At 72.2% G+C, this 22,777-nt stretch carries 16 protein-coding genes, 3 pseudogenes and 1 other annotated feature; of the genes and pseudogenes, 11 read left to right on the forward strand and 8 right to left on the reverse strand.

The genetic code is table 11. The features are described 5' to 3' along the window. Window positions 1-27: 27 nt before the first annotated feature. Window positions 28-1,608 (reverse strand): diguanylate cyclase, encoded by a 1,581-nt coding sequence (locus ACK2IS_RS02435; protein WP_409484574.1) that lies wholly within the window; start codon window positions 1,606-1,608, stop codon window positions 28-30. 243 nt (window positions 1,609-1,851) lie between these two features. Here ACK2IS_RS02435 and ACK2IS_RS02440 point away from each other — a divergent pair, with 243 nt between their 5' ends. Further along, entirely contained in the window at window positions 1,852-3,009 is a 1,158-nt protein-coding gene (locus ACK2IS_RS02440) for a glycerate kinase (RefSeq protein ID WP_409484575.1), read from the forward strand. A gap of 107 nt (window positions 3,010-3,116) precedes the next feature. Here the strand turns inward: ACK2IS_RS02440 and ACK2IS_RS02445 are convergent, their stop codons facing one another. The 3 genes from ACK2IS_RS02445 to ACK2IS_RS02455 form a co-directional block, all read right to left on the reverse strand. Next, complete coding sequence (locus tag ACK2IS_RS02445; RefSeq protein ID WP_409484576.1) at window positions 3,117-4,085, reverse strand: 2-hydroxyacid dehydrogenase; 969 nt, start codon at window positions 4,083-4,085, stop codon at window positions 3,117-3,119. Next, entirely contained in the window at window positions 4,082-5,278 is a 1,197-nt protein-coding gene (locus ACK2IS_RS02450; RefSeq protein WP_409484577.1) for a pyridoxal phosphate-dependent aminotransferase, read from the reverse strand. Before ACK2IS_RS02450 ends, ACK2IS_RS02445 begins: the two co-directional genes overlap by 4 nt. A 257-nt stretch (window positions 5,279-5,535) precedes the next feature. Next, window positions 5,536-6,402 carry a thioesterase family protein gene (locus ACK2IS_RS02455; protein ID WP_409484578.1) on the reverse strand — a complete coding sequence of 289 codons (867 nt, stop codon included), beginning with the start codon at window positions 6,400-6,402 and terminating at the stop codon, window positions 5,536-5,538. A gap of 76 nt (window positions 6,403-6,478) precedes the next feature. On the opposite strand from ACK2IS_RS02455, the gene pepN reads away from it, so the two are divergent. Continuing rightward, window positions 6,479-9,073: an aminopeptidase N gene (gene pepN, locus ACK2IS_RS02460; protein WP_409484579.1), complete on the forward strand. Its 2,595-nt coding sequence runs from the start codon at window positions 6,479-6,481 to the stop codon at window positions 9,071-9,073. Between the two features lie 457 nt (window positions 9,074-9,530). Here the strand turns inward: pepN and ACK2IS_RS02465 are convergent, their stop codons facing one another. Beyond that, window positions 9,531-9,656: a hypothetical protein gene (locus tag ACK2IS_RS02465; protein WP_409484580.1), complete on the reverse strand. Its 126-nt coding sequence runs from the start codon at window positions 9,654-9,656 to the stop codon at window positions 9,531-9,533. A 171-nt stretch (window positions 9,657-9,827) separates the two neighbouring features. On the opposite strand from ACK2IS_RS02465, the pseudogene ACK2IS_RS02470 reads away from it, so the two are divergent. Together ACK2IS_RS02470 and ACK2IS_RS02475 are read left to right on the forward strand one after the other, a co-directional pair. Beyond that, window positions 9,828-10,999: pseudogene (locus ACK2IS_RS02470) on the forward strand (IS3 family transposase). Window positions 11,000-11,127: 128 nt separating this feature from the next. Next, entirely contained in the window at window positions 11,128-11,520 is a 393-nt protein-coding gene (locus tag ACK2IS_RS02475) for a hypothetical protein (RefSeq protein ID WP_409484581.1), read from the forward strand. Between the two features lie 44 nt (window positions 11,521-11,564). Here the strand turns inward: ACK2IS_RS02475 and ACK2IS_RS02480 are convergent, their stop codons facing one another. Together ACK2IS_RS02480 and ACK2IS_RS02485 are read right to left on the reverse strand one after the other, a co-directional pair. Continuing rightward, window positions 11,565-12,239: a response regulator transcription factor gene (locus ACK2IS_RS02480; protein ID WP_409484582.1), complete on the reverse strand. Its 675-nt coding sequence runs from the start codon at window positions 12,237-12,239 to the stop codon at window positions 11,565-11,567. A gap of 74 nt (window positions 12,240-12,313) precedes the next feature. Further along, window positions 12,314-13,660 (reverse strand): sensor histidine kinase, encoded by a 1,347-nt coding sequence (locus tag ACK2IS_RS02485; RefSeq protein ID WP_409484583.1) that lies wholly within the window; start codon window positions 13,658-13,660, stop codon window positions 12,314-12,316. 109 nt (window positions 13,661-13,769) lie between these two features. Here ACK2IS_RS02485 and ACK2IS_RS02490 point away from each other — a divergent pair, with 109 nt between their 5' ends. Together ACK2IS_RS02490 and ACK2IS_RS02495 are read left to right on the forward strand one after the other, a co-directional pair. Further along, a complete protein-coding gene (locus tag ACK2IS_RS02490; RefSeq protein WP_409484584.1) occupies window positions 13,770-14,651 on the forward strand; it encodes an ABC transporter ATP-binding protein in 882 nt (293 codons plus the stop codon). Continuing rightward, entirely contained in the window at window positions 14,648-16,576 is a 1,929-nt protein-coding gene (locus ACK2IS_RS02495) for an FtsX-like permease family protein (RefSeq protein WP_409484585.1), read from the forward strand. Before ACK2IS_RS02490 ends, ACK2IS_RS02495 begins: the two co-directional genes overlap by 4 nt. Here the strand turns inward: ACK2IS_RS02495 and ACK2IS_RS02500 are convergent. Further along, a protein-coding gene (locus tag ACK2IS_RS02500; protein ID WP_409483857.1) for an IS5 family transposase occupies window positions 16,573-17,470 on the reverse strand; the annotation gives its coding sequence in 2 pieces (ribosomal slippage) (window positions 16,573-17,109 and window positions 17,111-17,470; 897 coding nt in all). The genes ACK2IS_RS02495 and ACK2IS_RS02500 overlap by 4 nt on opposite strands. An 82-nt stretch (window positions 17,471-17,552) precedes the next feature. On the opposite strand from ACK2IS_RS02500, the gene ACK2IS_RS02505 reads away from it, so the two are divergent. The 5 genes and pseudogenes from ACK2IS_RS02505 to ACK2IS_RS02525 all read left to right on the forward strand — a co-directional run bounded on the left by ACK2IS_RS02505 (window position 17,553) and on the right by ACK2IS_RS02525 (window position 22,612). Continuing rightward, entirely contained in the window at window positions 17,553-17,747 is a 195-nt protein-coding gene (locus tag ACK2IS_RS02505; protein ID WP_409484586.1) for a transposase, read from the forward strand. After that, window positions 17,708-17,840 (forward strand) — a sequence feature (AL1L pseudoknot). It overlaps the preceding gene by 40 nt. Next, window positions 17,784-18,401, forward strand: a pseudogene (locus tag ACK2IS_RS02510) (DDE-type integrase/transposase/recombinase); the annotation flags it as partial. It overlaps the preceding feature by 57 nt. A gap of 67 nt (window positions 18,402-18,468) precedes the next feature. Further along, complete coding sequence (locus ACK2IS_RS02515; protein ID WP_241450126.1) at window positions 18,469-19,887, forward strand: IS30 family transposase; 1,419 nt, start codon at window positions 18,469-18,471, stop codon at window positions 19,885-19,887. A gap of 1 nt (window position 19,888) precedes the next feature. Beyond that, a pseudogene (locus tag ACK2IS_RS02520) lies at window positions 19,889-20,206 on the forward strand (transposase); the annotation flags it as partial. A 516-nt stretch (window positions 20,207-20,722) separates the two neighbouring features. Next, complete coding sequence (locus tag ACK2IS_RS02525) at window positions 20,723-22,612, forward strand: penicillin-binding transpeptidase domain-containing protein (RefSeq protein ID WP_409484587.1); 1,890 nt, start codon at window positions 20,723-20,725, stop codon at window positions 22,610-22,612. Window positions 22,613-22,777: the final 165 nt, after the last annotated feature.

A 22,777-nucleotide genomic window follows, 5' to 3' on the forward strand; every position in this document is an offset into this window, starting at 1 on the left:
CGGGGCGGGGTGGCCGATGCCGCCCGGTCATCCCGCGGGCACGGCCTGCCTGACCTGGTCGCGGCCGGCGGACTTCGCGGCATACAGCGCGTCGTCGGCCCGCCGCAGCAGGTCCAGGGCGGACTCGCCGCCCAGGGACGTGGCGGCCCCCACGCTGACGGTGATCCGGGCGGACGTGCCGAGGACCGCCTGCCAGTCCGCCTCCCGGATGTGGGCGCGCAGCCGCTCGGCCAGCGCGCACGCCGCGTCCAGGTCGGTCCCGGGCTGCAGCACCGCGAGCTCCTCCCCGCCGTACCGGGCCGCCACGTCCGTGGACCGCACCTGGGTGAGCAGGATCCGGCCGACCTCGCGCAGCACCTGGTCGCCGGTGACGTGCCCGTGGGTGTCGTTCACGTCCTTGAACCGGTCGAGGTCCAGCAGCAGCAGGCTCACCGGCCGGTCCGGGGTCGCCGACGCCACGTCGGTGCGCAGCCGCTCGTCCAGCAGGCGCCGGTTGTGCAGGCCGGTGAGCTCGTCACGGATCGAGCTCTCTTTGGCCGCCCGGTGCTCGGCGCTGAGGTCGGCGAGCTGCTCGGTGATCCGCCGCGCCCGCTCCAGGGCGTCGGCCGCCTCCTGCTCGGCCTGCTGCACCCGGTGGAGCACGAGCAGGGCACCCGCGCGCCGACGGGCCAGCGCGTCCTCGTGGTCGTCCCGCAGCGCCACGTGGGCACGCAGCATCCAGTATGCCGAGCCCAGGTCTCCCCGCCAGGCGTAGGCCTCGGCCAGCAGGTCGGTGATCGCGATGCGCTGACGGTCGGCCAGGTCGGCCCGCGGCGTGAGCGGCTCCAGGAGGGCGACCATGTGGTCGGCGTCGCCCAGGGCCTGCCAGACGCGTGCCGTCTCCACGGTCACGTCGATCTCCAGGCCGGGGCGGGCGTCGTGCTGGACCAGGCGGGCCACCTCACCCGTCAGCGCCATGGCCTGCAGCCGCAGGCCGAGCTGGGCGCAGGCGTGGGCCTCCAGCACCCGGGCGTGGGCGAGGACCACGGTGCTGCCCGCCCGATCGGCTGCGGTGCCGGCGAGGCGAGCCTGCTCAGCGGCCTCGACCAGGTCCTGACGGTCGGCCAGCGCGTGGGCGACGTCGATGCGGGCGTAGGCGATGCCCTCGTCGTCCCCGAGGCGCTCGAAGATCCTCAGCGCCCGGTGGAAGGTGCGCAGCTGCACCTCCGCGTCGTCCTCGTCCAGGGCTGCGTCGAGCAGGCACTGGGCCACGAGCTGCTCGTCGCCCGCCTCGTCCGCCCCCCTGATGGCCTGGGCGAACAGGCCGGTGGCGCGCAGCGGCTCGCCCAGCTCGGCGAAGACGTTGGCCAGGACCAGGTGGAGCCTGGCTGGCCAGGCTCCACCGCCCGGGGAGGGCAGGGCCGAGTTGGCCGTGGCCAGCGCGTGCTCGAAGTTCTGCTCACCGAACGCCAGCGAGGCCCGGACGACGGCCACCGGGCCCGTCAGCCCGGGTTCGCGACGCAAGGCCTCGGCGGCGAGGAGCGCCGCGGTGTCGCCGTCGCGGTTGCGCAGCTGCCAGGCGCGCTCGACCAGCTCGGCGGGCGGCTGCCGGTCGGTGCGCTCGGACATGCGGACTCCGCCCCGGCGTCAGGGAACGACGCACGGCTCGATCGGGTGGGGGCGTCACGCTGCGTGGGTGCAACGTCGCCGTGCATCCTGCCAAAACCCGTGCGGCGCCGCGAGAGATGACGCCGGCCGCCCCGCTTCGCGACCTCGCCGAGCGCCGGTCCGGTGCACCGCGCCCTCCCGGAGAGCCTGTGATCTGCGGTGCTAGGTTGAGGATCCCTCCCCTCGCGCGAAGGAGCATCCGGCATGAGTGGCACCGCACCCGAGGTCACGGCACCGGTGGTGCTGGTGGCGTGCGACAAGTTCAAGAGCACCCTGGTCGCCACGGAGGTCGCCGAGCGGATCCACGCCGGGGTCCTGGCGGCGGCACCTCGGGCAGAGGTCCGGCGCGTGCCGGTGGCGGACGGGGGCGACGGGACCGTCGACGCCGCCCTGGCGGCCGGCTTCGAGGCCTGCCAGATCACCGTCACGGGGCCCACGGGCGACCCGCGGCGTGCCCGTTACGCACGCCGTGGTGGGACAGCGGTCGTGGAGATGGCCGAGACCTGCGGCATCGTGCACCTCCCGCGCGGTGAGCTCGCCCCGCTCACGGCCTCCAGCCGGGGCCTGGGCGAGGCCATGCGGATCGCGCTCGACGAGGGATGCACGGAGCTGGTGCTCGGCATCGGGGGGTCTGCCAGCACCGACGGTGGCACCGGGATGCTCGCCGCTCTCGGGGTCCGCCTGCTCGACCGTGACGGCCACGAGATCCCCGACGGGGCCGAGGGACTCGACAGCCTGGCGTCGGTGGACCTGTCCGGGTTGCACCCCCGGGTCCACGAGGTGGCCGTCACCGTGGCCTGCGACGTCAACAACCCGCTGCTGGGTGATCGCGGCACGACGGCGGTCTTCGGCCCGCAGAAGGGCGTGACCGCCCAGCTGCGGCCGCGCGTCGACGCCGGCCTGGAGCGCCTCGCCGACCTGCTCACCCGGGCGACCGGGCGTGACGAGCGCGACCGGCCGGGAGCCGGTGCGGCCGGGGGCGTCGGCTACGCCGCGCTGCAGGTGCTGGGGGCGACGATGCGCCCCGGGGTGGAGCTGGTGCTGGACCTGGTGGGCTTCCCGGAGCTGGCGCGGGGCGTCGACCTGGTGATCACCGGGGAGGGCTCCCTGGACGAGCAGTCGCTCATGGGCAAGACCCCGGTGGGGGTGGCCCATGCCTCGGCCCGTGCGGGCGTGCCCGTGGTCGCCGTCTGCGGCCGCAGCCTGCTCGGTGAGGGCCAGGCGGAGACAGCCGGCATCCGGCGCGTCTACGCCCTCACCCACCTGGAGCCGGACACGGCGCGCTGCATGACCGAGGCCGGGCCGCTGCTGCAGGAGCTCGCGGCGCTGGTGACCCGCGACCTGCTGGACGGCCGCGTCTGACCGCAGGCCGGTCGGCAGGCCGAGATCTCGCGCCCCCGCCACCCGACCCCCGGCACACCGAGACCCCCGGGCCGCGGTGAGCGGCGGGGGTCTCGGCGTACGGCGGATCAGGCCTTGGTCACCGGGGTGACGGGGGCCTTGCCGGCGAGCACGTTGAGGACGTTCTCGGCGGCCAGGTCGGCCATGGCGGTGCGCGTCTCGATCGTCGCGGACCCCAGGTGGGGCAGCAGGACGACGTCGTCGCGCTCGAGCAGACCCTCGTGCACGGTCGGCTCGTCCTCGAACACGTCGAGGCCGGCGCCGGCGATCTCTCCCGCCTCGAGCGCGGCCACCAGGGCGCCCTCGTCGACGATCGGGCCGCGGGCGGAGTTGACCAGGTAGGCGGTCTTCTTCATCTTGCGGAAGGCGTCGGCGTCCATCAGGTGCTTGGTGGAGTCGAGCAGCGGGCAGTGCAGCGAGACCACGTCGGACTCGGCCAGCAGCTCGTCCATCTCGACCTTGCGGGCGCCGAGCTCCTTGGCGATCTCGGCGTCCAGCTCGTAGGCGTCGGCGTAGATGACGTCCATGCCGAAGGCCTTGGCGCGGCGAGCCATGGCGATGCCGATCTGGCCCATGCCCACGATGCCGAGGGTCTTGCCCTGCAGGCCCATGCCGAGCATGTAGAACATGCCCCACTGCCAGGGGGTGCGGGAGCGGATGACCCGCTCGCCCTCGCCGAACCGGCGGGTCACCATGAGCATCAGGCCGAAAGCCGTGTCCGCGGTGGTCTCGGTGAGCACCTTGGGGGTGTTGGTGCCGGTGACACCGCGCTTCTCCAGGGCCGGGACGTCGATGTTGTTGTAGCCCACGGCGACGTTGGCGACGACCTTGAGCTGGTCGCCGGCGGCGTCGAGGAACTCGTCGTCCACGCGCTCGGTCAGCAGGGTGACGACGGCGTCGGCGCCCTTGACGGCCTCGAGCATGGCCTCACGGGTGATGCACTCGTCGGCGTCGTGGTAGAAGACGACGTCGTGCTCGGCCTCGAGGGCGTCGACGGCCGACTGCGGGATCTTGTTGGTGATGACGACCTTGCTCACTTGCTCTCGATCCAATCCTTGAGCTTGCCGAGGCCCTCGCGGATGCGGTCCTCGGAGATGCCGGAGTAGGCGAAGCGGATGTAGTCGCGGGTCTCGTCGTCCTGACGGCGCCCGAAGTGGTTGCGGGTGCAGAAGGACACGCCCGTGGCGTGCAGCGCCTGCGTCGCGAAGTCGTCGACGTCCTTGGCGCCCACGCGCTGGACGGCCTCGGTGACGTCGGGGAACAGGTAGAACGTCGACTCGGGGACGGCGACGGACATGCCGGGGATCGAGTTGGTGATCTCGCAGGCGGTGTCTCGCCGACCGCGCAGGACCTGCAGCATGTCGGCGACGGGCTGCTGGCTCTCGGTGAGGGCGGCGACGCCGGCGTACTGGATGAAGTGCGTCGTGCACGACTCGTTGTTGGTGTTCATGGTCGAGAACACCTTGGCGATCTCGAGCGGCGCGATGCCCGCCCCGAGGCGCCAGCCGGTCATGGCGTACTTCTTGGAGAAGGTGTAGAGGATGACCGTGCGGTCCTTCATGCCATCGATGGAGGCGATGGAGGTCGACGTGCCCGAGTAGCGCATGTCGAAGTAGGCCTCGTCGGACAGCACCCACAGGTCGTGCTCGATGGCGAGCCGGGCGACGGCCTCGCGCTCGGCCTGGGTGGACTCCGCCGAGATCGGGTTCTGCAGGTCGTTGTAGATGATCGCCTTGGTCCTGGGCGTGATCAGCGCACGCACCTGGTCCAGGTCGATGGCGAAGCCGCGCTCGGTGGGGACGTAGCGGTAGGGCTTGGCGATGCCGCCGAAGTACTCGATCTGGGACTCGTAGATCGGGAACCCGGGGTTGGGGTAGAGCACCTCGTCGCCCTCGTTCATCACGGCCTGGACGAACTTGGTGATGACCGGCTTGCCGCCGGGCTGGATGGCGACGTTGTCGGCGGTGTAGTCGGTGCCACGGGCACCGTTGATGTCGGCGGCCATGGCCTCGCGCAGCTGCGGGATGCCGGGGCCGGGGCAGTAGCCCGTGCGCCCGTCCGCGATCGCCTTGTTCATGGCCTCGGTGATGTGACCGGGGGTCGCCAGGTCGATGTCACCCAGGTGGAAGGGATAGATGGTGTTGCCCTCGGCCCCCCACGCGGCGGCTGCCGCGGAGACGGCGAACGCCGTCTCGGTGCCGAGTCGGGACAGACGGTTGGCCAGCGCCATGGCTGCGTCTCCTTCGCGATGTGTGTGTCGTCGTTGACAGCGCACGAAGCCCTCGTGAGGCTCGTCGTCGCACTGTAACGACCGTGGGGAGGGGCCGCGCAGGCGCCCTCCCCTGGATCGTCGTCATTGCACCACGGGCACCACGGAGCGACCAACGCGGGGTGCATGAGTGTGCAGGTGGGGGTATGCCGGAAGGCTGATTGGGTCACCGACGGTGCATGAAATATGGTCTGACCGTTGTCGGGGTGAGGCCCTGCTCAGCGTCCGGGCAACCGACGCACCGTCAGGATCTGCTCGACCCGACCGACCGGTCCGTGCTCGTCGTACAGGTCCGAGCTGGTGATCCCCAGCCCCGTCTCGCCGAAGGTCACCTCGGTGCTGAGCCCCAGCCAGCCGAACCGCGGCCGCCGGAACAGGTGGATCGTCAGGTCCACGTTCGGGAACATCCACTCACCGGGGTGCTCGCGCACCGCGATGCCGTTGGCGGTGTCCACCAGACCGACGAAGCGGGCGACCTCGGAGGACTCCTCGCCGTCGACCAGACCGGTGCGCGTGGTGAGCCAGGCCTGGCCGCGCCCCGGTTCGCCGCCCGCCACCGACCGGAACTCCAGCGACCGGATGAAGCCCCCGCCCCACAGCGCGGTCCCGTCCCAGGGGTCCGCCTCGTCGGGGTGGGGCAGGTCCGGGTGGAAGCCGCCGGCCACCTCCGCGGTGTCCTGGGTGACCAGCCGCCAGGCCGTGGCGCGGACGACGGCCTGGCCGCCGGCGTATGACCCGTCCGGCTGCGGCTCCTCGGCGACCATCGTGGCCTCGACCAGCTCGATGGTGCGCCCAGGGCGCACGGTGCGGCACTCGACGCGGACGGGGGAGGCAGGGATCAGGCCGAGGATCTCGAAGGTGATGCGGGCGAGCTGCATCTCCGCGCGCGGCTCGTGCCGCTCCAGGGCGTGCGCGAGCAGGCCCGAGGCGGGAGCCATGTGCTGCTCCCAGTCGTTCCAGGCGCCCTGGGCGTGCAGTGTCGGTTCGTAGCGCCCCCCGCCCAGGGCCTTGTAGTAGCAGGACGGCGCGGCGTCCAGCGTGGTGGGGTCGGGACGGCCGGGGCGGGTCTCGGGAGCGGTGGTCACCTATCCACGCTAGGTGACCGTGACAGCCTGCACACCCCGGGAACGGCCTGGGCGGGAGGTTGGATATGGTCGCGGCATGAGCACCCGCAACCTCCTGCGCAGCGAGGCGCAGCTCCGCTCGGCCCAGCTCGAGATCGCGACCTACGAGGTCGAGCTCGACCTGTCCGACGCCGCCGACCTGACGCGCGCGACCTTCCCGACGCGGACCACCGTGACCTTCACGTCCACCGCGGCGGACACCTTCCTGGACTTCCTCGGCGAGACGGTGCACGAGGTCGAGGTCAACGGCGAGCAGGTGCCGGTCGAGCACGACGGCAACCGGGTGCAGCTGCACGGGCTGCGCACCGACGGGGACAACGTCGTGACCGTGCGCGCCGAGGGGATCTATTCCCGCTCCGGCGAGGGTCTGCATCGCTACCAGGACCCGGTGGACGAGCTGGTCTACCTCTACACGCACTACGAGCCGACCGACTCCCGGCGGGTCTTCGCGGGCTTCGACCAGCCCGACCTCAAGGGGCGCTTCACCTTCGTCATCACCGGGCCGGCCGACTGGCAGCTGCGGTCCAACCAGCCGGTCGTGTCCCGCGAGGACGCCGGGACCAACGCCGCGGGCCAGGCCGTGGTCCGTCAGGTGCACGCCGAGACGCCGCCGCTGTCGACCTACATCACCTGCGTCGCCGCCGGCCCCTATCACCTGCAGGAGGGCTCGTGGTCCGGCAGCGGCGTCGAGATCCCCCTCGGCGTGCTGTGCCGCCGGTCCCTGGTGCCGGCCTTCGACGGGGACACGATCCTGGAGACGACCCGCAACGGTCTGGACTACTTCCACCGGACCTTCGAGTTCCCGTACCCCTGGGGCAAGTACGACCAGATCTTCGTGCCGGAGTACAACCTCGGCGCGATGGAGAACCCGGGCCTGGTCACCTTCAACGACGCGGCCTACGTCTACCAGTCCGCCGCCACCCGCTCGCAGTACGAGCTGCGCTCCAACACGATCCTGCACGAGATGGCCCACATGTGGTTCGGCGACCTGGTGACGCCGCGCTGGTGGGACGACCTGTGGCTCAAGGAGTCCTTCGCGGACTACATGGGCACCGAGGCCAACGCGAAGGCCACCGAGTTCACCGACGCCTGGACCCCCTTCTGCGCGCGTCGCAAGGCCTGGGCCTACCTGCAGGACCAGCTGCCCACCACGCACCCGATCGTCGCGGACATCCCCGACGTCGAGGCGGCCAAGCAGAACTTCGACGGGATCACCTACGCCAAGGGTGCGTCCGTGCTCAAGCAGCTCGTGGCGTACGTCGGTCAGGACGAGTTCTTCGCCGGCGCCCGGGCGTACTTCAAGGACCACGCCTTCTCCTCGACGGGGCTGGTCGACCTGCTGACGGCGCTGGAGTCGTCGTCCGGCCGCGACCTGGGGGGCTGGAGCCGGCTGTGGCTGCAGACCGCCGGGATCTCGACGCTGACCCCCGAGGTGGTCGAGCGCGACGGCCGCGTCGAGCGACTCGTCGTGCACCAGAGCGGCACCGACGCGATGACCGGCGAGCCGATCGCGCTCCCGCACCGCCTGGTCGTGGGTCTGTACTCCCTGCAGGACGGATCGCTGGAGCGCACCGAGCGGCTCGAGGTCGACCTCGCCGACGCGTCGCTCACCGTGGACGTCGCCGCGGGGCTGGCCACGCCCGACCTGGTCGTGGTCAACGACGACGACCTCACCTATGCCAAGGTCCGTCTCGACGAGCGGTCGCTCGTGACGGTGCGCGAGCACCTGTCGACGATCTCCTCGTCGCTGACCCGCGCGGTGCTGTGGTCGGCGCTGTGGAACGCCTGCCGCGACGGCGAGCTGCCCGCCGCCGACTACGTCGACGTCGTCCTGCGGCACGCGCCGCAGGAGGAGGACGTCGCGCTGCTCGCCAACGTGACGGCCAACGCCTCGACCGCCGTGGAGGCCTACGCCCCGGTCGCCCAGCGCGCCGACCTGCGCAGCCGTTACCTCGACGGCGTGTGGCGCCAGCTGCAGGCCGCCCGGCCCGGCTCGGGCAACCAGCTCGTGTGGGCCCGGGTGCTCGCCTCGACCAGCGCCGCCACCGACGCCCGCTCCGGAGAGCTCACCCGCCTGCTCGACGGCAGCCTGCAGGTCGACGGTCTGACCCTCGACCCGGAGCTGCGCTGGGCCTTCCTGCAGGCGCTCGCCGCCCAGGACGCGGTGGACCAGGCGACCCTGGATGCCGAGCTGGAGCGGGACCACACCTCCCTCGCGCCGGTTCGCCACCGGGCGGCGTCCGCGTCGTTCCCGCGGGCCGAGCTGAAGCGTGAGGCCTTCCGCACCGTCGTCGACGACACCTCGCTCACCAACGACATGGTGTCCGCGTGGACCACCGGCTATGCCCAGCCCGGGCAGGGTGGGCTGACCGCCGACCTGGTGCCGGACTACTTCGGGGCTCTGGAGCACGTGTGGTCCTCGCGCTCGCAGGAGCTCGCCTCCCGGATGGTGCTCGGGATGTTCCCCCGCGACGCCGACCTGGCCGAGGGGCAGACGCCGCAGGAGCACCCGGTGCCGGTCGCGGCGCAGGCCTGGCTCGACGCGCACCCCTCGGCGCCCGGCGGCCTGCGTCGGCTGGTGGTCGAGCAGCGCGACCACGTGCTGCGAGCCCTGCGCGCTCAGCAGCGCTGACCTACCGGGGGTGGTCGGATCCGCCGCGCCTGGTGGCGCAGGCGATTCCGACCACCCCCGGTAGGTGGATGGAAGGGAGATTTGGGGGTATCGAATACCCGGCGCTGAGTCTGCGTCCCGCGCATGGGTCGTGCCAGGGCAAAGCTCTTGCGCGGAGTCGCAAACGGGCCCGTCATCCAGGGCAATCGAGTCGATTGATATATGTCTCGTCTATGCGCTCGCTCGACCCAATGACGCACTCTTGGGCCGCCTGGGTAGGCAGCACTTGTGGCCCGTACGTCTGAAGTATCCAGACGCGAGCAGGGGCAGTAGGGTACCCTGCTCGCGTCTGGATGGCACCGTCGCTCACGGTTACGACCGTAGGGTTGATGTAGTTGGACTGCCCCGCACCGAGAGCATGCAGAGCATCGCGCTGCCACGCCGTGTCGCCGAGGCAGGGCTGAGGAGAGGTCGTGTTTCAGCGGGTGAGGAGCCAGGCTGCTGTCCGGTTGGGGTCGCGTGCGTGGTGGCGTAGGGCGGCGGCGATGTTGGTGTGTCCGGACTGGCGTAGGAGGGTGATGGCGGTGTTTCGTAAAGAGGCCATGACGTGGGGGCTGTTGCCGGTGCGGACCTGGGAGCGGTCTTCGTCGAAGGTGGCGTCGCGGGCCCGGTGCAGGTGGTTCTCGATGTGCCGGTGCTGGCGTACCGGGACTGCTGAAGATTTGGTTGACAGTCGACTTGTGGGGCCTTCGGGCCCTGCTGGAAGGATGTCAGCATGCCGGCACCACACCCCAAGGAGTTCCGTGACGACGTGATCGCGGTCGCGCGTCGGGGCGAGGCGCCGATCGCTCAGATTGCGAAGGACTTCGGGATCAGCGAGTCATGTCTAGGCCAGTGGCTTGCGAAGGCCGACGTGGAGGCCGGTGTCCGTCCCGGTACGACCGCGGCGGAGAACGCTGAGCTGAAGGAAGCCCGCCGCAAGATCCGCCTGCTGGAGCAGGAGAACGAGGTCCTGCGCCGCGCGGCCGCGTACCTGTCACAGGCGAACCTGAGGCTGGGCCAGTCCCCAAGATGATGTTCCCGCTGGTCACCGACCTCGCCGCCGATGGCGTCCCGGTCGCGGTGTCCTGCGGGGTGCTGAAGTTCTCCCGCCAGGCCTACTACGCCTGGCTCGCGGACCCGGTCAGTGACAGGGACCTGGTCGACGCGTACGCGATCAACGCGGCCCTGGACGTCCACGCCGACGACCCGGGGCTCGGGTACCGGTTCATCGCCGACGAGCTCGCCGCGGCCGGCTACCAGGTGTCCGAGCGACGGGTGTGGCGCCTGTGCAGCCAGGCGCGCATCACCAGCGCGCACTCGCGCAAGCGAGGCCGGGCGGTCCGTCCGGGACCACCGGTCCATGACGACCTGGTCGAGCGTGACTTCACTGCGGACGCCCCGAACCGGTTGTGGCTCACCGATATCACTGAGCACCCCACCGGCGAGGGGAAGCTGTACCTGTGCGCGGTCAAGGACGTGTGGTCACGCCGGATCGTCGGGTACTCGATCAGCGACCGCATGACCACCAGCCTCGCTGTGGACGCCCTGACCACGGCGGTCACGCGCAGGGGCGGCACTCGTGCCGTGACCGGCTGCACCATCCACTCGGACCGCGGCAGCCAGTTTCGTGCCCGCACCTACGTGTCCGCGCTGACAGCGCACGGCCTGACCGGGTCGATGGGGCGGGTCGGGACGAGCGCGGACAACGCCGCCATGGAGTCGTTCTGCGCCCTGCTGCAGAAGAACGTCCTCAACCAGCAGCGGTGGGCTACCCGTGACCAGCTACGCCTGGCCATCGTCACCTGGATCGAGAAGACCTACCACCGCCGACGCCGGCAGCGAGCCCTCGGCAAGCTCACCCCCATCGAGTTTGAGACCATCAACCAGACCGCTCACACGGCCTGAAACACCACACCACCACCGTCAACCAGAACGACAGCAGTCCCCGTCGTAGGAGTGGGTGGGGGTAGCCCTACCTGAGGTGTGTGGGTAGACGCCTCGATCGGACCTGCTTACCTCGGTGGGATGGAGGCATGAACTCTTTCCTTCGTAGTGCTGCTGTTGTCGTGGTCCTGGGCTCGGCGTCGGTGGTCTCGGCGTGCGGATCGGGCAAGTCTGCCCAGGAGCAGTCGTTCTCCTACTCGGGGCGGTCGTTGTCGGTGGTCAGCGAGACGGCGAACATGCCGGTGTCGGTGTCTGTTCGCGACGGTGTCGCCCCCAAGGGAGAGGAGGTGAAGGTGTCGGTGACGACGCAGACGATGGGCAAGTCCGCGTCGACGCCAGCGTGGTCGTTGTCCAAGGACACGTTGACGTTGGCGTCCCCGTGCGGGAAGGGCTGGGTGGGGTACTGCGAGGGCAGCTTCACCGTCACGGTCCCCCAGGGGGTGTCGGTGTCGGTCAACGGCAAGCCGGTCAACGCCGGCTGAGACCGCTGGCCCCAGCCGGTGCAGGGGCGGGCAGGGCCACCGGGTCAGGCGGGTCGTCCTCGCAGGTAGGCCAGGACGGCCGCGACCCGGCGGTTCTGCTCGTCGTTGGGGGGCAGGTCGAGCTTCATGAGGATGTTCCCGACGTGCTTGACCACGGCTGCCTCGGTGATGAACAGCTTGCGGGCGATGGCGGCGTTGGAGTGGCCCTCGGCCATGGTGGCCAGGACGTCGGTCTCTCGGGGGGTGAGTCGTTGGAGGGGGTCGCGTCGTCGGGCGATGAGCTGGGCGATCACGGCGGGGTCGACGGCGGTGCCACCGGCCAGGACACGGTGCAGGGTGTCGACGAAGTCCGCGACGTCGGCGACGCGGTCCTTGAGCAGGTAGCCGATCGCGGCGCCGGAGCCGCTGTCGAGCAGGTCCGCCAGGTAGCTCTGCTCGACGTACTGGCTCAGGACGACGATGGGCAGGCCGGGCTGCTCGGTGCGCAGCCGGGTCGCCGCCTCCAGGCCCTCGGCCGCGTATCCGGGCGGCATGCGCACGTCCGTGACCACGAGGTCGATGCGCTGGCTGCGGACGACGTCGAGCAGGTCCTCAGCGTTCCCGGCGGTGGCTGCGACGACGAACCCGTTGCGCTCGAGGACCATCTGCAGGCCTTCTCGAAGCAGCGCGTTGTCCTCCGCCAGGACGACCCGCGGCCCGGCGGAGGAGGGGGCGCCCACCCGGCCGTCTCCTGGTCCGTCTGCTTCACCGTGGGGGTCGCGGCCGGGGGTTGCGGCCGGTGGCGTGCGGGGGCTCATGGGTACTCCTGGAGACCATGGTTGGCGCCGTGGTCGGGGTGTGTGGGCAGGTCGGGGACGGTGATCTCGACGCGGGTGGGTCCGCCGGCGGGTGAGGACAGGGTGAGGGTCCCGCCCAGGGCGGCGACCCGGTCGGTGATACCGGCCAGGCCCCCGTCGGGGCGCAGGCCGGCGCCGCCGATGCCGTCGTCCTGGACGATCACGGTGGTGGTCGTGGCGGTGGCGGGTCGGGCAAGGGTGACGTGCACGGTCCGGGCGTGGGCGTGCTTGACGGCGTTGGTGAGCAGCTCGGCGAGGCAGTAGTACAGGCTCGACTCGACCGGGGCTGCCGGCCGGGTGGTCAGCAGGTCGGTCACGGTGGCCGGGAGGGCCAGGTTGTCGACGAGCTCGCCGGTAGCCGCGCCCAGCCCGTGGTCGGTCAGGACCTGGGGGTGGATGGCGCGCACGAAGCGGCGCAGGTCTTGCACCGCGGCGCGGGCTTGCTGCTGGGCCCGGGCGACGTCGTCGCGGCCCGGGGTGTCGTCCGGGATGGCGGCCAGGGCCAGCCCGAGGGTCATGCTCACCGCCATGAGCTGGGGTTGGACGCCGTCGTGCAGGTCCCGCTCGATACGGCGCCGCTCCAGGTCGAAGGCCTGGACCACGCGTTGGCGGGACAAGGTGGTGGCGGCCAGGTCGCGCTGCAGGCGTTGCTCTGGGCTGCTCAGCAGCGAGAAGACCAGGTGCGCGTGCCATGCCGCGGCTCGTGGGCTGGTCAGGACCGCGGCCGTGACGGTCAGTGCGGCAACGGCGGCGGCCGCCCACGCCGCCGGCAGGGTGCGCACCACGACCGGGCCGACGGTGGCCGTGTCACCGGTGGCGACCAGCACCGGGCACGCCATCGCGACGACGGCGGCGACGGCCACCAGCGCCGCGGTGAGGGCGGCTGCCCCTCCTGCGGTGAGCTGGACCGCCGCGTAGGCCAGCGGCCGCGCCCAGGTGCGGGGCCGGTCCCACCGCGCCACGAGCTGGCCGGCAGGCTGTCGGCGGGTGTGTCGGGCGGCCGCGGACCAGTCCGCCCGGGCCACGACCAGGGCCACGACCGGCAGGGCGACGCCGAGCAGGGCGAGGAACCCGGCGACCAGGCCCGCCACCCCGGCCGGGCCGTCGGTCGCGCCGGGTCGGCCGGTGGCCCACGCCGTCAACGGGGTGCACGCCACCACCAGGGCCGTCAGGGCCATCAGGGTCCGGACCGTCAGCCCCGCCAGGTAGGCCGTCGCAGCGGCCCGGGCCGGTCGCGCCGGCGCCGTCGTCTGGTCGCAGGCTCCGGTCAGCGCGCCGGTCGGGGCGGGTAGCGGTGTGCTCACCGTCGTCAGCGTAAAGGGACGGCGCGGCCGGCGCGGTAGGGCTGGCCCTACCTCGAGGTCGGCGGCCAGACCCCGTGAGAACCGCGCCCGGCGCGGGTGTGCTGGGACCATGACGAGAACCACGAGGACGTCCAGCCCGCCACCCCACGCTGCCGACGGGCCCACCGGTGCCCACGCACCCGGCAGCGTCCCACCGGCCGGGGTGGCGTTGTCGGTGCGCGAGGTCACCCGCACGTACCCGATGGGGCAGACCACGGTGACCGCCCTCGACGCGGTCAGCCTGGACTGCGCCGCCGGGACGTGGACGGCGGTGATGGGCCCGTCCGGGTCGGGCAAGTCCACGCTGCTGGCGTGCGCGGCCGGTCTGGACCGCCCCGAGGCCGGTCAGGTCGTCCTGGGCGGGCGGGACATCGCCGCGCTCAGCGACGACACCCTGACGCGGTTGCGGCGCACCGACATCGGGTTCGTGTTCCAGCACTTCAACCTCGTCGCGGCCCTGACCGCGGTGCAGAACGTGGCCCTGCCCCTGCACCTGGCCGGCCAGCGGGGTGCCGAGGGCGCGGCCGCGGCGGCGCTGCGCGACCTCGGGCTGGGTGAGTACCTGGGCCACAAGCCCCGCCAGCTGTCCGGTGGGCAGCAGCAGAGGGTCGCGATCGCCCGGGCCCTGGCCACCCGCCCCGAGCTGCTCTTCGCCGACGAACCCACCGGCGCCCTGGACAGCAGCTCCGCGGGCGTCGTCCTGGACCTGCTGCGCACCCTGGTCGACGATCGCGGCCAGACCGTGCTGACGGTCACCCACGACCCTGCCGCCGCGGCCCGCGCCGACCGCGTCGTCTTCCTCCAGGACGGGCACGTCGTCACCACCACGACCGGCGGCGACGCGCCCGGCATCGCCGCCACCCTCGCCCACCTGGAGGACGCGAAAGTCGCCATCGGGCGCGTCGGCTCTGACCCGTCCGGGCAGGGCACGCACGGGCGGGCGCGCGCATGATCCGCCTCGCCGCGCGCACCTTCGCCGACCGGTGGCCGTTGTTCGTCGGCACCCTGCTCGCCACCACCCTCGGGGTGGCCCTCGTCCACGCCGGGATGACGATCGTCCTCGGCGTCGAGAACGCCCACCCCCCGGCCGGATCCACCCGCGCGCAGGCCGACGCGTTCACCCAGGCCGCGTCCGGGGCCTCCACCCTGACCGGCATGACGGTGATGCTCGCCGCGTTCCTCACCGTGTTCGTCGTCTCCTCCACGTTCGGTTTCGCCGTCGACGAACGACGCCCCGACCTGGCCGCACTGCGCCTCGCGGGGGTCACCGGCCGCCAGGTCCGCGGGCTGCTGCTGGCCGAGGCCGCTCTCGTCGCCGTCCTGTCCACACTGCTCGGCGCCGCGTGCGGGGTCGCCCTGACCTACGCGCAGGCGGCGATCCTCACCCACCTGGGGATCTACCCGCCCGGCCTGGCCGCCCCGCAGCGGCCCGTCGTCCTCGCGGTCGATGCCGTCACCGCGGCCGGGGTGTGCCTGCTCGGTGCCTGGGGCGCCGCCCGCGCCGCGACCGGCATCCGCCCCCTGGACGCGCACCGCCGCTCCGGGGCCCAGGCACGAGTCATGACCCGCGCGCGCTGGGCCACCGCCCTCGTCGCGGGCGCCCTGACCGTGGTGCAGACCTGGTTCGCCGCCACCGCCGGCGGCATGCTCCTGGCTATCCTGCTGGGCCTGGGCATCGTCATCACCGCCTCGGTCGCCCTGAGCCGCCTCGCCCCGCTGCTCGTCCCCCTCGCCGCCGCCCTGCTCGCACCGCTGGCCCGCGGGCCCGTCGCGACACTGGCCGTGGCGAACCTGCGCGACGACGTGCGCCGCAGCGCCTCCTGCGCCGCCCCCATGATCGTCCTGGTCAGCCTCACCATGGGCCTGCAGGGCATCCTCGACACCCAGACCGCCGCCGGCGCCGCCGAGGCCACCCACCTGCTGCGCGCCGACCTGGTCGCCACCGGCACCCGCCTCGACCTCGACGCCGCCCGCCGCACCCCCGGCGTGCGCCTGGCTGCCCCCGAGACCACCGTCCCCGTCCAGCTGAGCCTGACCGCCCGCGGCGCGAGCAGCACCCTGCCCGGCACCGTCGTCGCCGTCGACCCCGACGCCTTCCGCGCCACCCACACCCAGCACCCCACCACCGGGACCCTGGCCGCGTTCACCCGCGCCACCGTCGTCCTCGGCCCCGGCCTGGACGCCACCATGATCGAACCCCGCTACGACACCATCACCCTCACCACCGGCGGCACCACCACGCACCTGACCGAGGCCGCCCGCCTGGGCGAGACCCTCGCCGGCACCGACGGCGCCTACATCGACCGGGCCCTGGTCCCCGCCGACCTGCTCGACGGACCCACCACCCTGCTCGTCCAGCTCGACCACACCGCAGACCCCCACGTCGTCGAGCAGGGCCTGCGCGCCGCCGGCGCGACCACCGTCACCACCCCCGCCCAGGCCGCCCGCACCGACGACGCCGTCAAGGACCGCGAGAACCGCGGCGTCATGGCCGCCATCGTCGGCCTCGGCTCGGTCTACGCCCTCCTGAACGTCCTGGGCACCCTGGCCATCGCCACCACCGGACGACGCCGCGAGCTGGCCACCCTGCGCCTGACCGGCACCACCCGCACCCAGGTCACCCGGGTCACCACCCTCGAAGCCCTGGCCGCCGCCGGGATCGGCATCGCCCTCGGAGCCCTGGCCGCCACCCTCGCCCTCGTCGGCCTGTGGGTCGCGACCTACCGCACCTACGGCACCCCCGTCATCGCCATCCCCTGGCCCCTCCTTGGGCTGCTCACCCTCCTGGCCGGCGCCCTCACCATCACCACCACCACCCTCACCGCCCGCCGCGCCACCACCGGGACCCCCCTGGCCGCCCTCACCAGCCGCGACTAGGGCGTGTCTCTTAATGCTGGTAGCCAGAGGGTGATGGCGCGTAGGAGGATGGCGGCGCGGTAGGTGAGGGCGAGCTTGTCGTAGCGGGTGGCGATGGCGCGCCATTGCTTGAGCTGTTGGAAGCTGTTCTCGACGACGTGGCGTTTGGCGTACAGGCCAGGGTCGGTCTTCGGGGGCCGTCCGCCCTTGGACCCGCGGCGTGTGCGGTTGGCGCGTTGGTCGCGGGGCTCGGCGATCGCGGTGGTGATCCCGCGCCGCCGGAGCAGCGCGCGGTGGGCTCGACTGGAGTAGGCCTTGTCGGCCATGACCGCGTCCGGTGTCGTGCGTGGGCGGCCCGGGCCTGGGCGCGGGACCCGTACGGCGTCGAGCAGGTTGGTGAACATCCGGCTGTCGCTGCCCTGACCGGGACCGAGCAGCACCACGATCGGGCGGCCCTGGCCGTCGCACAGCTGGTGGACCTTGGTCGACAGCCCGCCGCGTGACCTGCCGATGGCGTGGTCAGCCGGCTCGATCCGCTGATTCTTGTGATTCGACCGATCCCCCCGCGAGGCGGGTGGTGTTCGTCGCGTGCTGGTGGGCGCGGGTGATGGTGGAGTCGACCGCGACGTCCCAGTCGATGACCCCCGCCGCGTCCGCACGGGCCAGCAGAGCCGTCAGCACCCGGTCCCAGGTCCCGTCACCGGCGAACCGGCGGTGTCGCTTCCACACGGTCTGCCAGGGCCCGAACTCGCCCGGCAGGTCCCGCCACGCGATCCCGGTCCGGTACCGGTAGATGATCCCCTCGACCACGGTCCGGTGGTCACGAAACCGCCTGCCCCGCTTTCCGTCCGCGCACGGCATGAACGGCTCGATCAGCTCCCACTCGCTATCCGAGAGCACCTGCATCCGCGACATGACACCGACAATCGCGTGTCACCACGCTCACCTTTGGGAGACACGCCCTAGGGCCGTGGCGTTGGTATCGCCGAAGGTCGATGTGGGTCGTGAGACCTTGCGCCGGTGGGTCTCGCAGCATCGCGTCGACGCCGGGCTGAAGGACGGGCCGACCAGCGACGACCTGGCCGAGCTGCGGCGTCTGCGCAGCGAGGTCAAGCGGTTGCGCGAGGACAACGAGATCCTGCGCAAGGCCTCGATCTTCTTCGCGGGGGAGCTCGACCCCCGCAACCGATGATCATGGGATTCATCGATCAGATGCGCGCCGAGGGGCATGCGGTCGAGTCGGTCTGTCGGGTCCTCCGTCAGGAGGGGGTGTCAGATCGCCGCACGCACCTACCGGGCGTGGCGCCACCGCGGGGCATCGACTCGCGACACGTCCGACGCGGTCCTGCTCAACGTCCTGCACGACCTGGCCGGCACCCCGGAAGGGTTGTACGGGCGGCGGAAGATGACCGCGTGGCTGCGCCGGCAGGGTTACCAGGTCGGCGCCGGGCGCGTGGACCGACTCCTGCGCGTCGCGGGGATGAACGGGGTTCGTCGCGGCCGGCCGGTGCGCACCACGATCCCGGCCAAGGACGGGTGCCGGGCTGGTGACCTGCTCAACCGGGACTTCACCGCGGCAGCGCCGAACACGAAGTGGGTCGCGGACTTCACCTATGTGCGCACGTGGGCGGGCTTTGTGTTCCCCCGCAAGCGGGAGGTGCCCCCAGTCGCGTTCGTCCTGGACTGCTACTCGCAGAAGATCGTGGCGTGGCACGCCGCGACGACCAAGACGACACCGCTGGTCCTGACACCGCTGCGAATCGCCTTGTGGGATCGCGACCGGTCAGGGCATCCCGTCCGGCCCGGGGAGCTGATCGCGCACAGCGATGCCGGGTCGCAGGGCGGATTCAACTGGTCGTCGCAACACCCTGAGCAGGAGGGTGGTGCGGGTCGTGGCGACCGGGCATTGGAGCATGAGGACCGGCGATGTGCCCGAGGGGGTGCGTCGGCAGTGGCGTGCTGATCGGGCGTTGCGGCCGCCGATGCGTTCCCCGGGCCGTCCGCAGCCGTCGCGGGCGGTGCAGCGGGAGTTCTGGCGGGTGATCGCGACGGGGGTCACGACCGCGCAGGCCGCGTTGGTGGTGGGCGTGTCCGTGCCGGTGGGGATGCGGTGGTTTCGTCACGCTGGGGGGATGCCACCGCTGAGTCTTGGTGCCCCGTCCGGGCGGTATCTGTCGTTCGAGGAACGTGAGGAGATCGCGATCCTGCGTGCCCAGGGGGCGGGGGTGCGCTCGATCGCCCGACAGCTTCAGCGCGACCCGGGCACGATCAGTCGTGAGCTGCGCCGCAACGCCGTTACCCGTGGTCATCGGTTGGAGTACCGGGCTGTCGTGGCGCAGTGGAAGGCTCAGGAAGCGGCCAAGCGGCCGAAGGTCGCGAAGATGGTCACGAACCCGCGGCTGCGCGCCTACGTCCAGGACCGGCTCGCCGGGCAGGTCTGCCACCCGGACGGCACGGTCGTGGCCGGCCCGGACGCCGGCGAGTGGAAAGGGTTGAACAAGCCCCGACGCGCTGACCGGCGCTGGTCGAGGGCGTGGAGCCCCGAGCAGATCAGCCAACGGTTGTCGATCGACTTCCCCGATGATGAAGGCATGCGCATCAGCCACGAGGCGATCTACCAGGCGTTGTACATCGAGGGTCGTGGCGCGCTCAGACGCGAGCTGGTGGCCTGCCTGCGTACCGGCCGAGCGCTGCGTCACCCGCGCGAGCGGTCCCGGAACAAGGCCCAGGGACACGTCACCCCCGACGTCGTCCTCAGCCAGCGGCCGCCTGAGGCCGCCGACCGGGCCGTGCCGGGGCACTGGGAAGGCGACCTGATCATCGGGACGGGCCGCTCGGCGATCGGGACGCTGGTCGAGCGGCACAGTCGCGCCACGATCCTGGTCCACCTACCCCGGCTGGAAGGGTGGGGCGAGCAGCCCCCGGCCAAGAACGGCACCTCACTGGGCGGGTACGGCGCCGTCGCGATGAACCAGGCCCTCACGGCCGCGATCAGCGACCTGCCGCAGCAGCTGCGCACGACGATCACCTGGGACCGCGGCAAGGAGCTGTCCGGGCACGCCGCGTTCACGATGGCGACCGGCACCCGGGTGTTCTTCGCCGACCCACACTCGCCCTGGCAGCGGCCCACGAACGAGAACACCAACGGGCTGCTGCGCCAGTACTTCCCCAAGGGCACCGACCTGTCCCGCTGGACCGCGACCGACCTACAGGCCATCGCGTACACCCTGAACAACCGGCCCCGCAAGGTCCTCGGATGGAAGACACCCGCAGAAGTGCTCGGCGAGCACTTACGATCGCTGGAACAAGCCGGTGTTGCATCGACCGGTTGAACCCGCCCAGTACACCAGTCTTCGCTTCGCCGAGCACCTGGCCGCCGAGGGCATCGCCGCGTCGATCGGCACCGTCGCCGACGCGTACGACAACGCGCTCATGGAGTGCGTCATCGGCTTGTACAAGACCGAGTGCATCACCACCGCGATCTTCCACGACGGGCCGTACAAGACCATCGCCGACGTCGAGTACGCCACCGCCGGATGGGTCGAGTGGTACAATAATCGAAGGCTCCACTCGTCCCTGGCCATGGCCACCCCGGCCGAGTACGAGACCGCCTGCTACGCCACCCTCAACCGAGACCTGGCACCCGCATAGGAGCGGCACGAAACCCGGGACGCTTCAGTGAGACGAATGGGTCCCGTCGACCGCGAAGGGGAGCTTCCAGTCACGGCTGACCTGTCCCCGTCGGACAGCGACGTCGGCGAACCAGATCTGCGGTGGCGTGCTCTGCGGACGGATCTCGGTGACGGTCCAGGCGCCCTCCTGCGGTGGTGCGCACCTGACCAGCGATCGTCGTACCGTCCCGAGCGCCTACGTCGGGCCGATCGGTCCTGGTCGGCGCTGTTCACCGTCGCACAAAGGACCCAACATCCTGACCGGAACCCTGCTGCTCCCGCGGAGCCCCCGGTTCGCTCGCGCAGGCGGAGAACGTCGCGAGCGGGGGCAGGGCGAGGGGGAATGAACCACATCGGGCAGGATGCGTGATCGTTCTTGTCGCCTGCCCGTGGCAGTCGATCGTCTCCGGGGGCGGGCTCTGCGCGCTGGGCGTGGCCGGCGCGGCGAGGGCGCCCCAACCGCCTAGGATCGAGCGACGTCGAGCGAGGAGGCTCCATGAGCGGCAAGACGATTCGGGCGTGCGCGGTGCTGGCGGCCGGCGCCCTCGTGGCCGGCTGCACGGGTGACCCGGGACCGCAGGGGACCGCGGACCAGGTGGGCCGGGCTCTCGCCTCGGCCGACCTGACCGGGGTGCCGCTCGACGGGATCGACGCCGCCACCGCCACCGCGCAGGCCAAGGGGCTGCTCGCGGGCCTCGGCGACCGCCGGCCCACCGTGCGGCTGCTGGCCGAGCCCAAGGCCGACGACCAGGGGGCCGCCACTGCCCGCTACCACGTCAGCTGGCCGCTCGCCGAGGGCCGGCTCTGGGAGTACGACACCTCCGTCCCGCTGGTGCGCAAGGACGGGTCCTGGCGGGCCCGCTGGAGCCCGGCGGCCGCGCTGCCCGGGGCGCAGGCGGGCGACACGGTCACGGTCACCCGCACCCCGGCGGTCCGCGGTCGAATCCTCAGCGCGGGTGGCACGCCGATCGTCCAGCTGCGCCAGGTGGTCCGGCTCGGGATCGACAAGTCGCACGGGACGCCCGCGCAGGCCCTGTCCGCGGCACCGCAGGTCGCGGCGCTCGCCGGGCTCACCGACGTGGCGGGCTACACCGCCCGGGTGCAGGCCGCCGGCCCCAAGGCCTTCGTCGAGGCCGTGGTCCTGCGGCGGGAGGACCCCAAGGTCGCAGCCATCCCGAAGGTCGCGGCCGCCAACCCCACCGTGGCCGGGGCGGCCGCGGAGCTGCCGCTCGCGCCCACCAAGACCTTCGCCCGGCCCGTCCTGGGCGGCGTGGGGGAGGCCACCGCCGAGATCGTCGAGCAGTCCGGCGGGGCCGTCGCCCCGGGAGACCTGGTGGGGCAGGGCGGACTTCAGCGAGTCCACGACGCGACCCTGCGCGGGACCCCGGGCATGACGGTCTCCCTGGTCCGCGGCGGCGAGGCCCGGCAGCTGCACACGATCGCCCCGGTCGCCGGGAGGGACCTGGCGACCACGCTGGACGTCCCCGCCCAGACGCGCGCCGAGGCGCTGCTCGCCGGGGTGAAGCCGGCCAGCGCCGTCGTCGCCATACGGCCGTCCACCGGTGACGTGCTCGTCGCTGCGAGCGGACCCGGGGGACAGGGGCAGTCGACGGCCACCCTCGGCACGTACGCCCCGGGCTCGACCTTCAAGATCGTCTCGACCCTGGCCCTGCTGCGGGCCGGGGTGACCGCGGCCACGCCGACACCGTGCACGGCCCAGGTGGTCGTCGACGGTCGCCGCTTCGAGAACTACGACGCCTACCCGGACGAGGGGCTCGGGCAGGTCCCGCTCGCGACGGCCTTCGCCAAGAGCTGCAACACGGCCTTCATCGGGCTGCGGGACAAAACCCCGTCCGCCGCCCTCGCCGACGCCGCGGCGGGCCTCGGGCTCAGCTCCGAGCCGCGCGTCGGCCTGCCCGTCTTTCTCGGCGGGGTGCCTGCCGCCACCGGCCAGACCGACCACGCCGCCCAGATGATCGGCCAGAGCGCGATCACGGCGAGCCCGCTCGGCATGGCCACCGTGATCGCGAGCGTGGTGGCGGGGCACCCGGTGGCGCCGCGGATGGTGGTGCCGGACGCGGGTAAGCCGTCGAGCGCCGCTGCCCCGCCCGCCCGCCCGGTCACCCCGGCCGAGGCCATGGCCCTGCGCGCCCTCATGCGCGGCGTCGTCACGGGCGGCAGCGGCGCGCTCCTCGCCGACCTGCCGGGGGCGCCGATCGCAAAGACGGGCACGGCGGAGTTCGGCACGACCGCACCGCCGCGCACCCACGCCTGGATGGTGGCAGCACGGGGAGACCTCGCGGTCGCCGTCTTCGTGGACGAGGGGGAGGGGGGATCGCGCACCGCCGGGCCGATCCTCAAGGCCTTCCTTGCCGGGACGCGCTGACCTCCGGGTCGGTTGCGTATCGCCACCGACGGTCGGCCGATCGTCATCTCCCGGGCGTTCGGCGGCGGCAGTCGTGGCATATCGGTTCCATTCGGTCTCCCGCATAGCGGACCGGTCGTAGCCGACATATCCTCGCGATGCGGTCACCCATCGACCGCAGCCATC

The organism is Arsenicicoccus dermatophilus, from assembly GCF_046267915.1.
GTDB classification, from domain to species: domain Bacteria; phylum Actinomycetota; class Actinomycetes; order Actinomycetales; family Dermatophilaceae; genus Arsenicicoccus; species Arsenicicoccus dermatophilus_A.

Excerpts from the sequence above, each read along its gene's own strand:
- ACK2IS_RS02435 (WP_409484574.1), bottom strand. The coding sequence starts at position 1,608 with ATGTCCGAGCGCACCGACCGGCAGCCGCCCGCCGAGCTGGTCGAGCGC.
- ACK2IS_RS02475 (WP_409484581.1), top strand. The coding sequence starts at position 11,128 with ATGAACTCTTTCCTTCGTAGTGCTGCTGTTGTCGTGGTCCTGGGCTCG.
- ACK2IS_RS02465 (WP_409484580.1), bottom strand. The coding sequence starts at position 9,656 with ATGGCCTCTTTACGAAACACCGCCATCACCCTCCTACGCCAGTCCGGA.
- ACK2IS_RS02525 (WP_409484587.1), top strand. The coding sequence starts at position 20,723 with ATGAGCGGCAAGACGATTCGGGCGTGCGCGGTGCTGGCGGCCGGCGCC.
- ACK2IS_RS02515 (WP_241450126.1), top strand. The coding sequence starts at position 18,469 with ATGAGGACCGGCGATGTGCCCGAGGGGGTGCGTCGGCAGTGGCGTGCT.
- ACK2IS_RS02495 (WP_409484585.1), top strand. The coding sequence starts at position 14,648 with ATGATCCGCCTCGCCGCGCGCACCTTCGCCGACCGGTGGCCGTTGTTC.
- ACK2IS_RS02490 (WP_409484584.1), top strand. The coding sequence starts at position 13,770 with ATGACGAGAACCACGAGGACGTCCAGCCCGCCACCCCACGCTGCCGAC.
- ACK2IS_RS02450 (WP_409484577.1), bottom strand. The coding sequence starts at position 5,278 with ATGGCGCTGGCCAACCGTCTGTCCCGACTCGGCACCGAGACGGCGTTC.
- ACK2IS_RS02440 (WP_409484575.1), top strand. The coding sequence starts at position 1,852 with ATGAGTGGCACCGCACCCGAGGTCACGGCACCGGTGGTGCTGGTGGCG.
- pepN (WP_409484579.1), top strand. The coding sequence starts at position 6,479 with ATGAGCACCCGCAACCTCCTGCGCAGCGAGGCGCAGCTCCGCTCGGCC.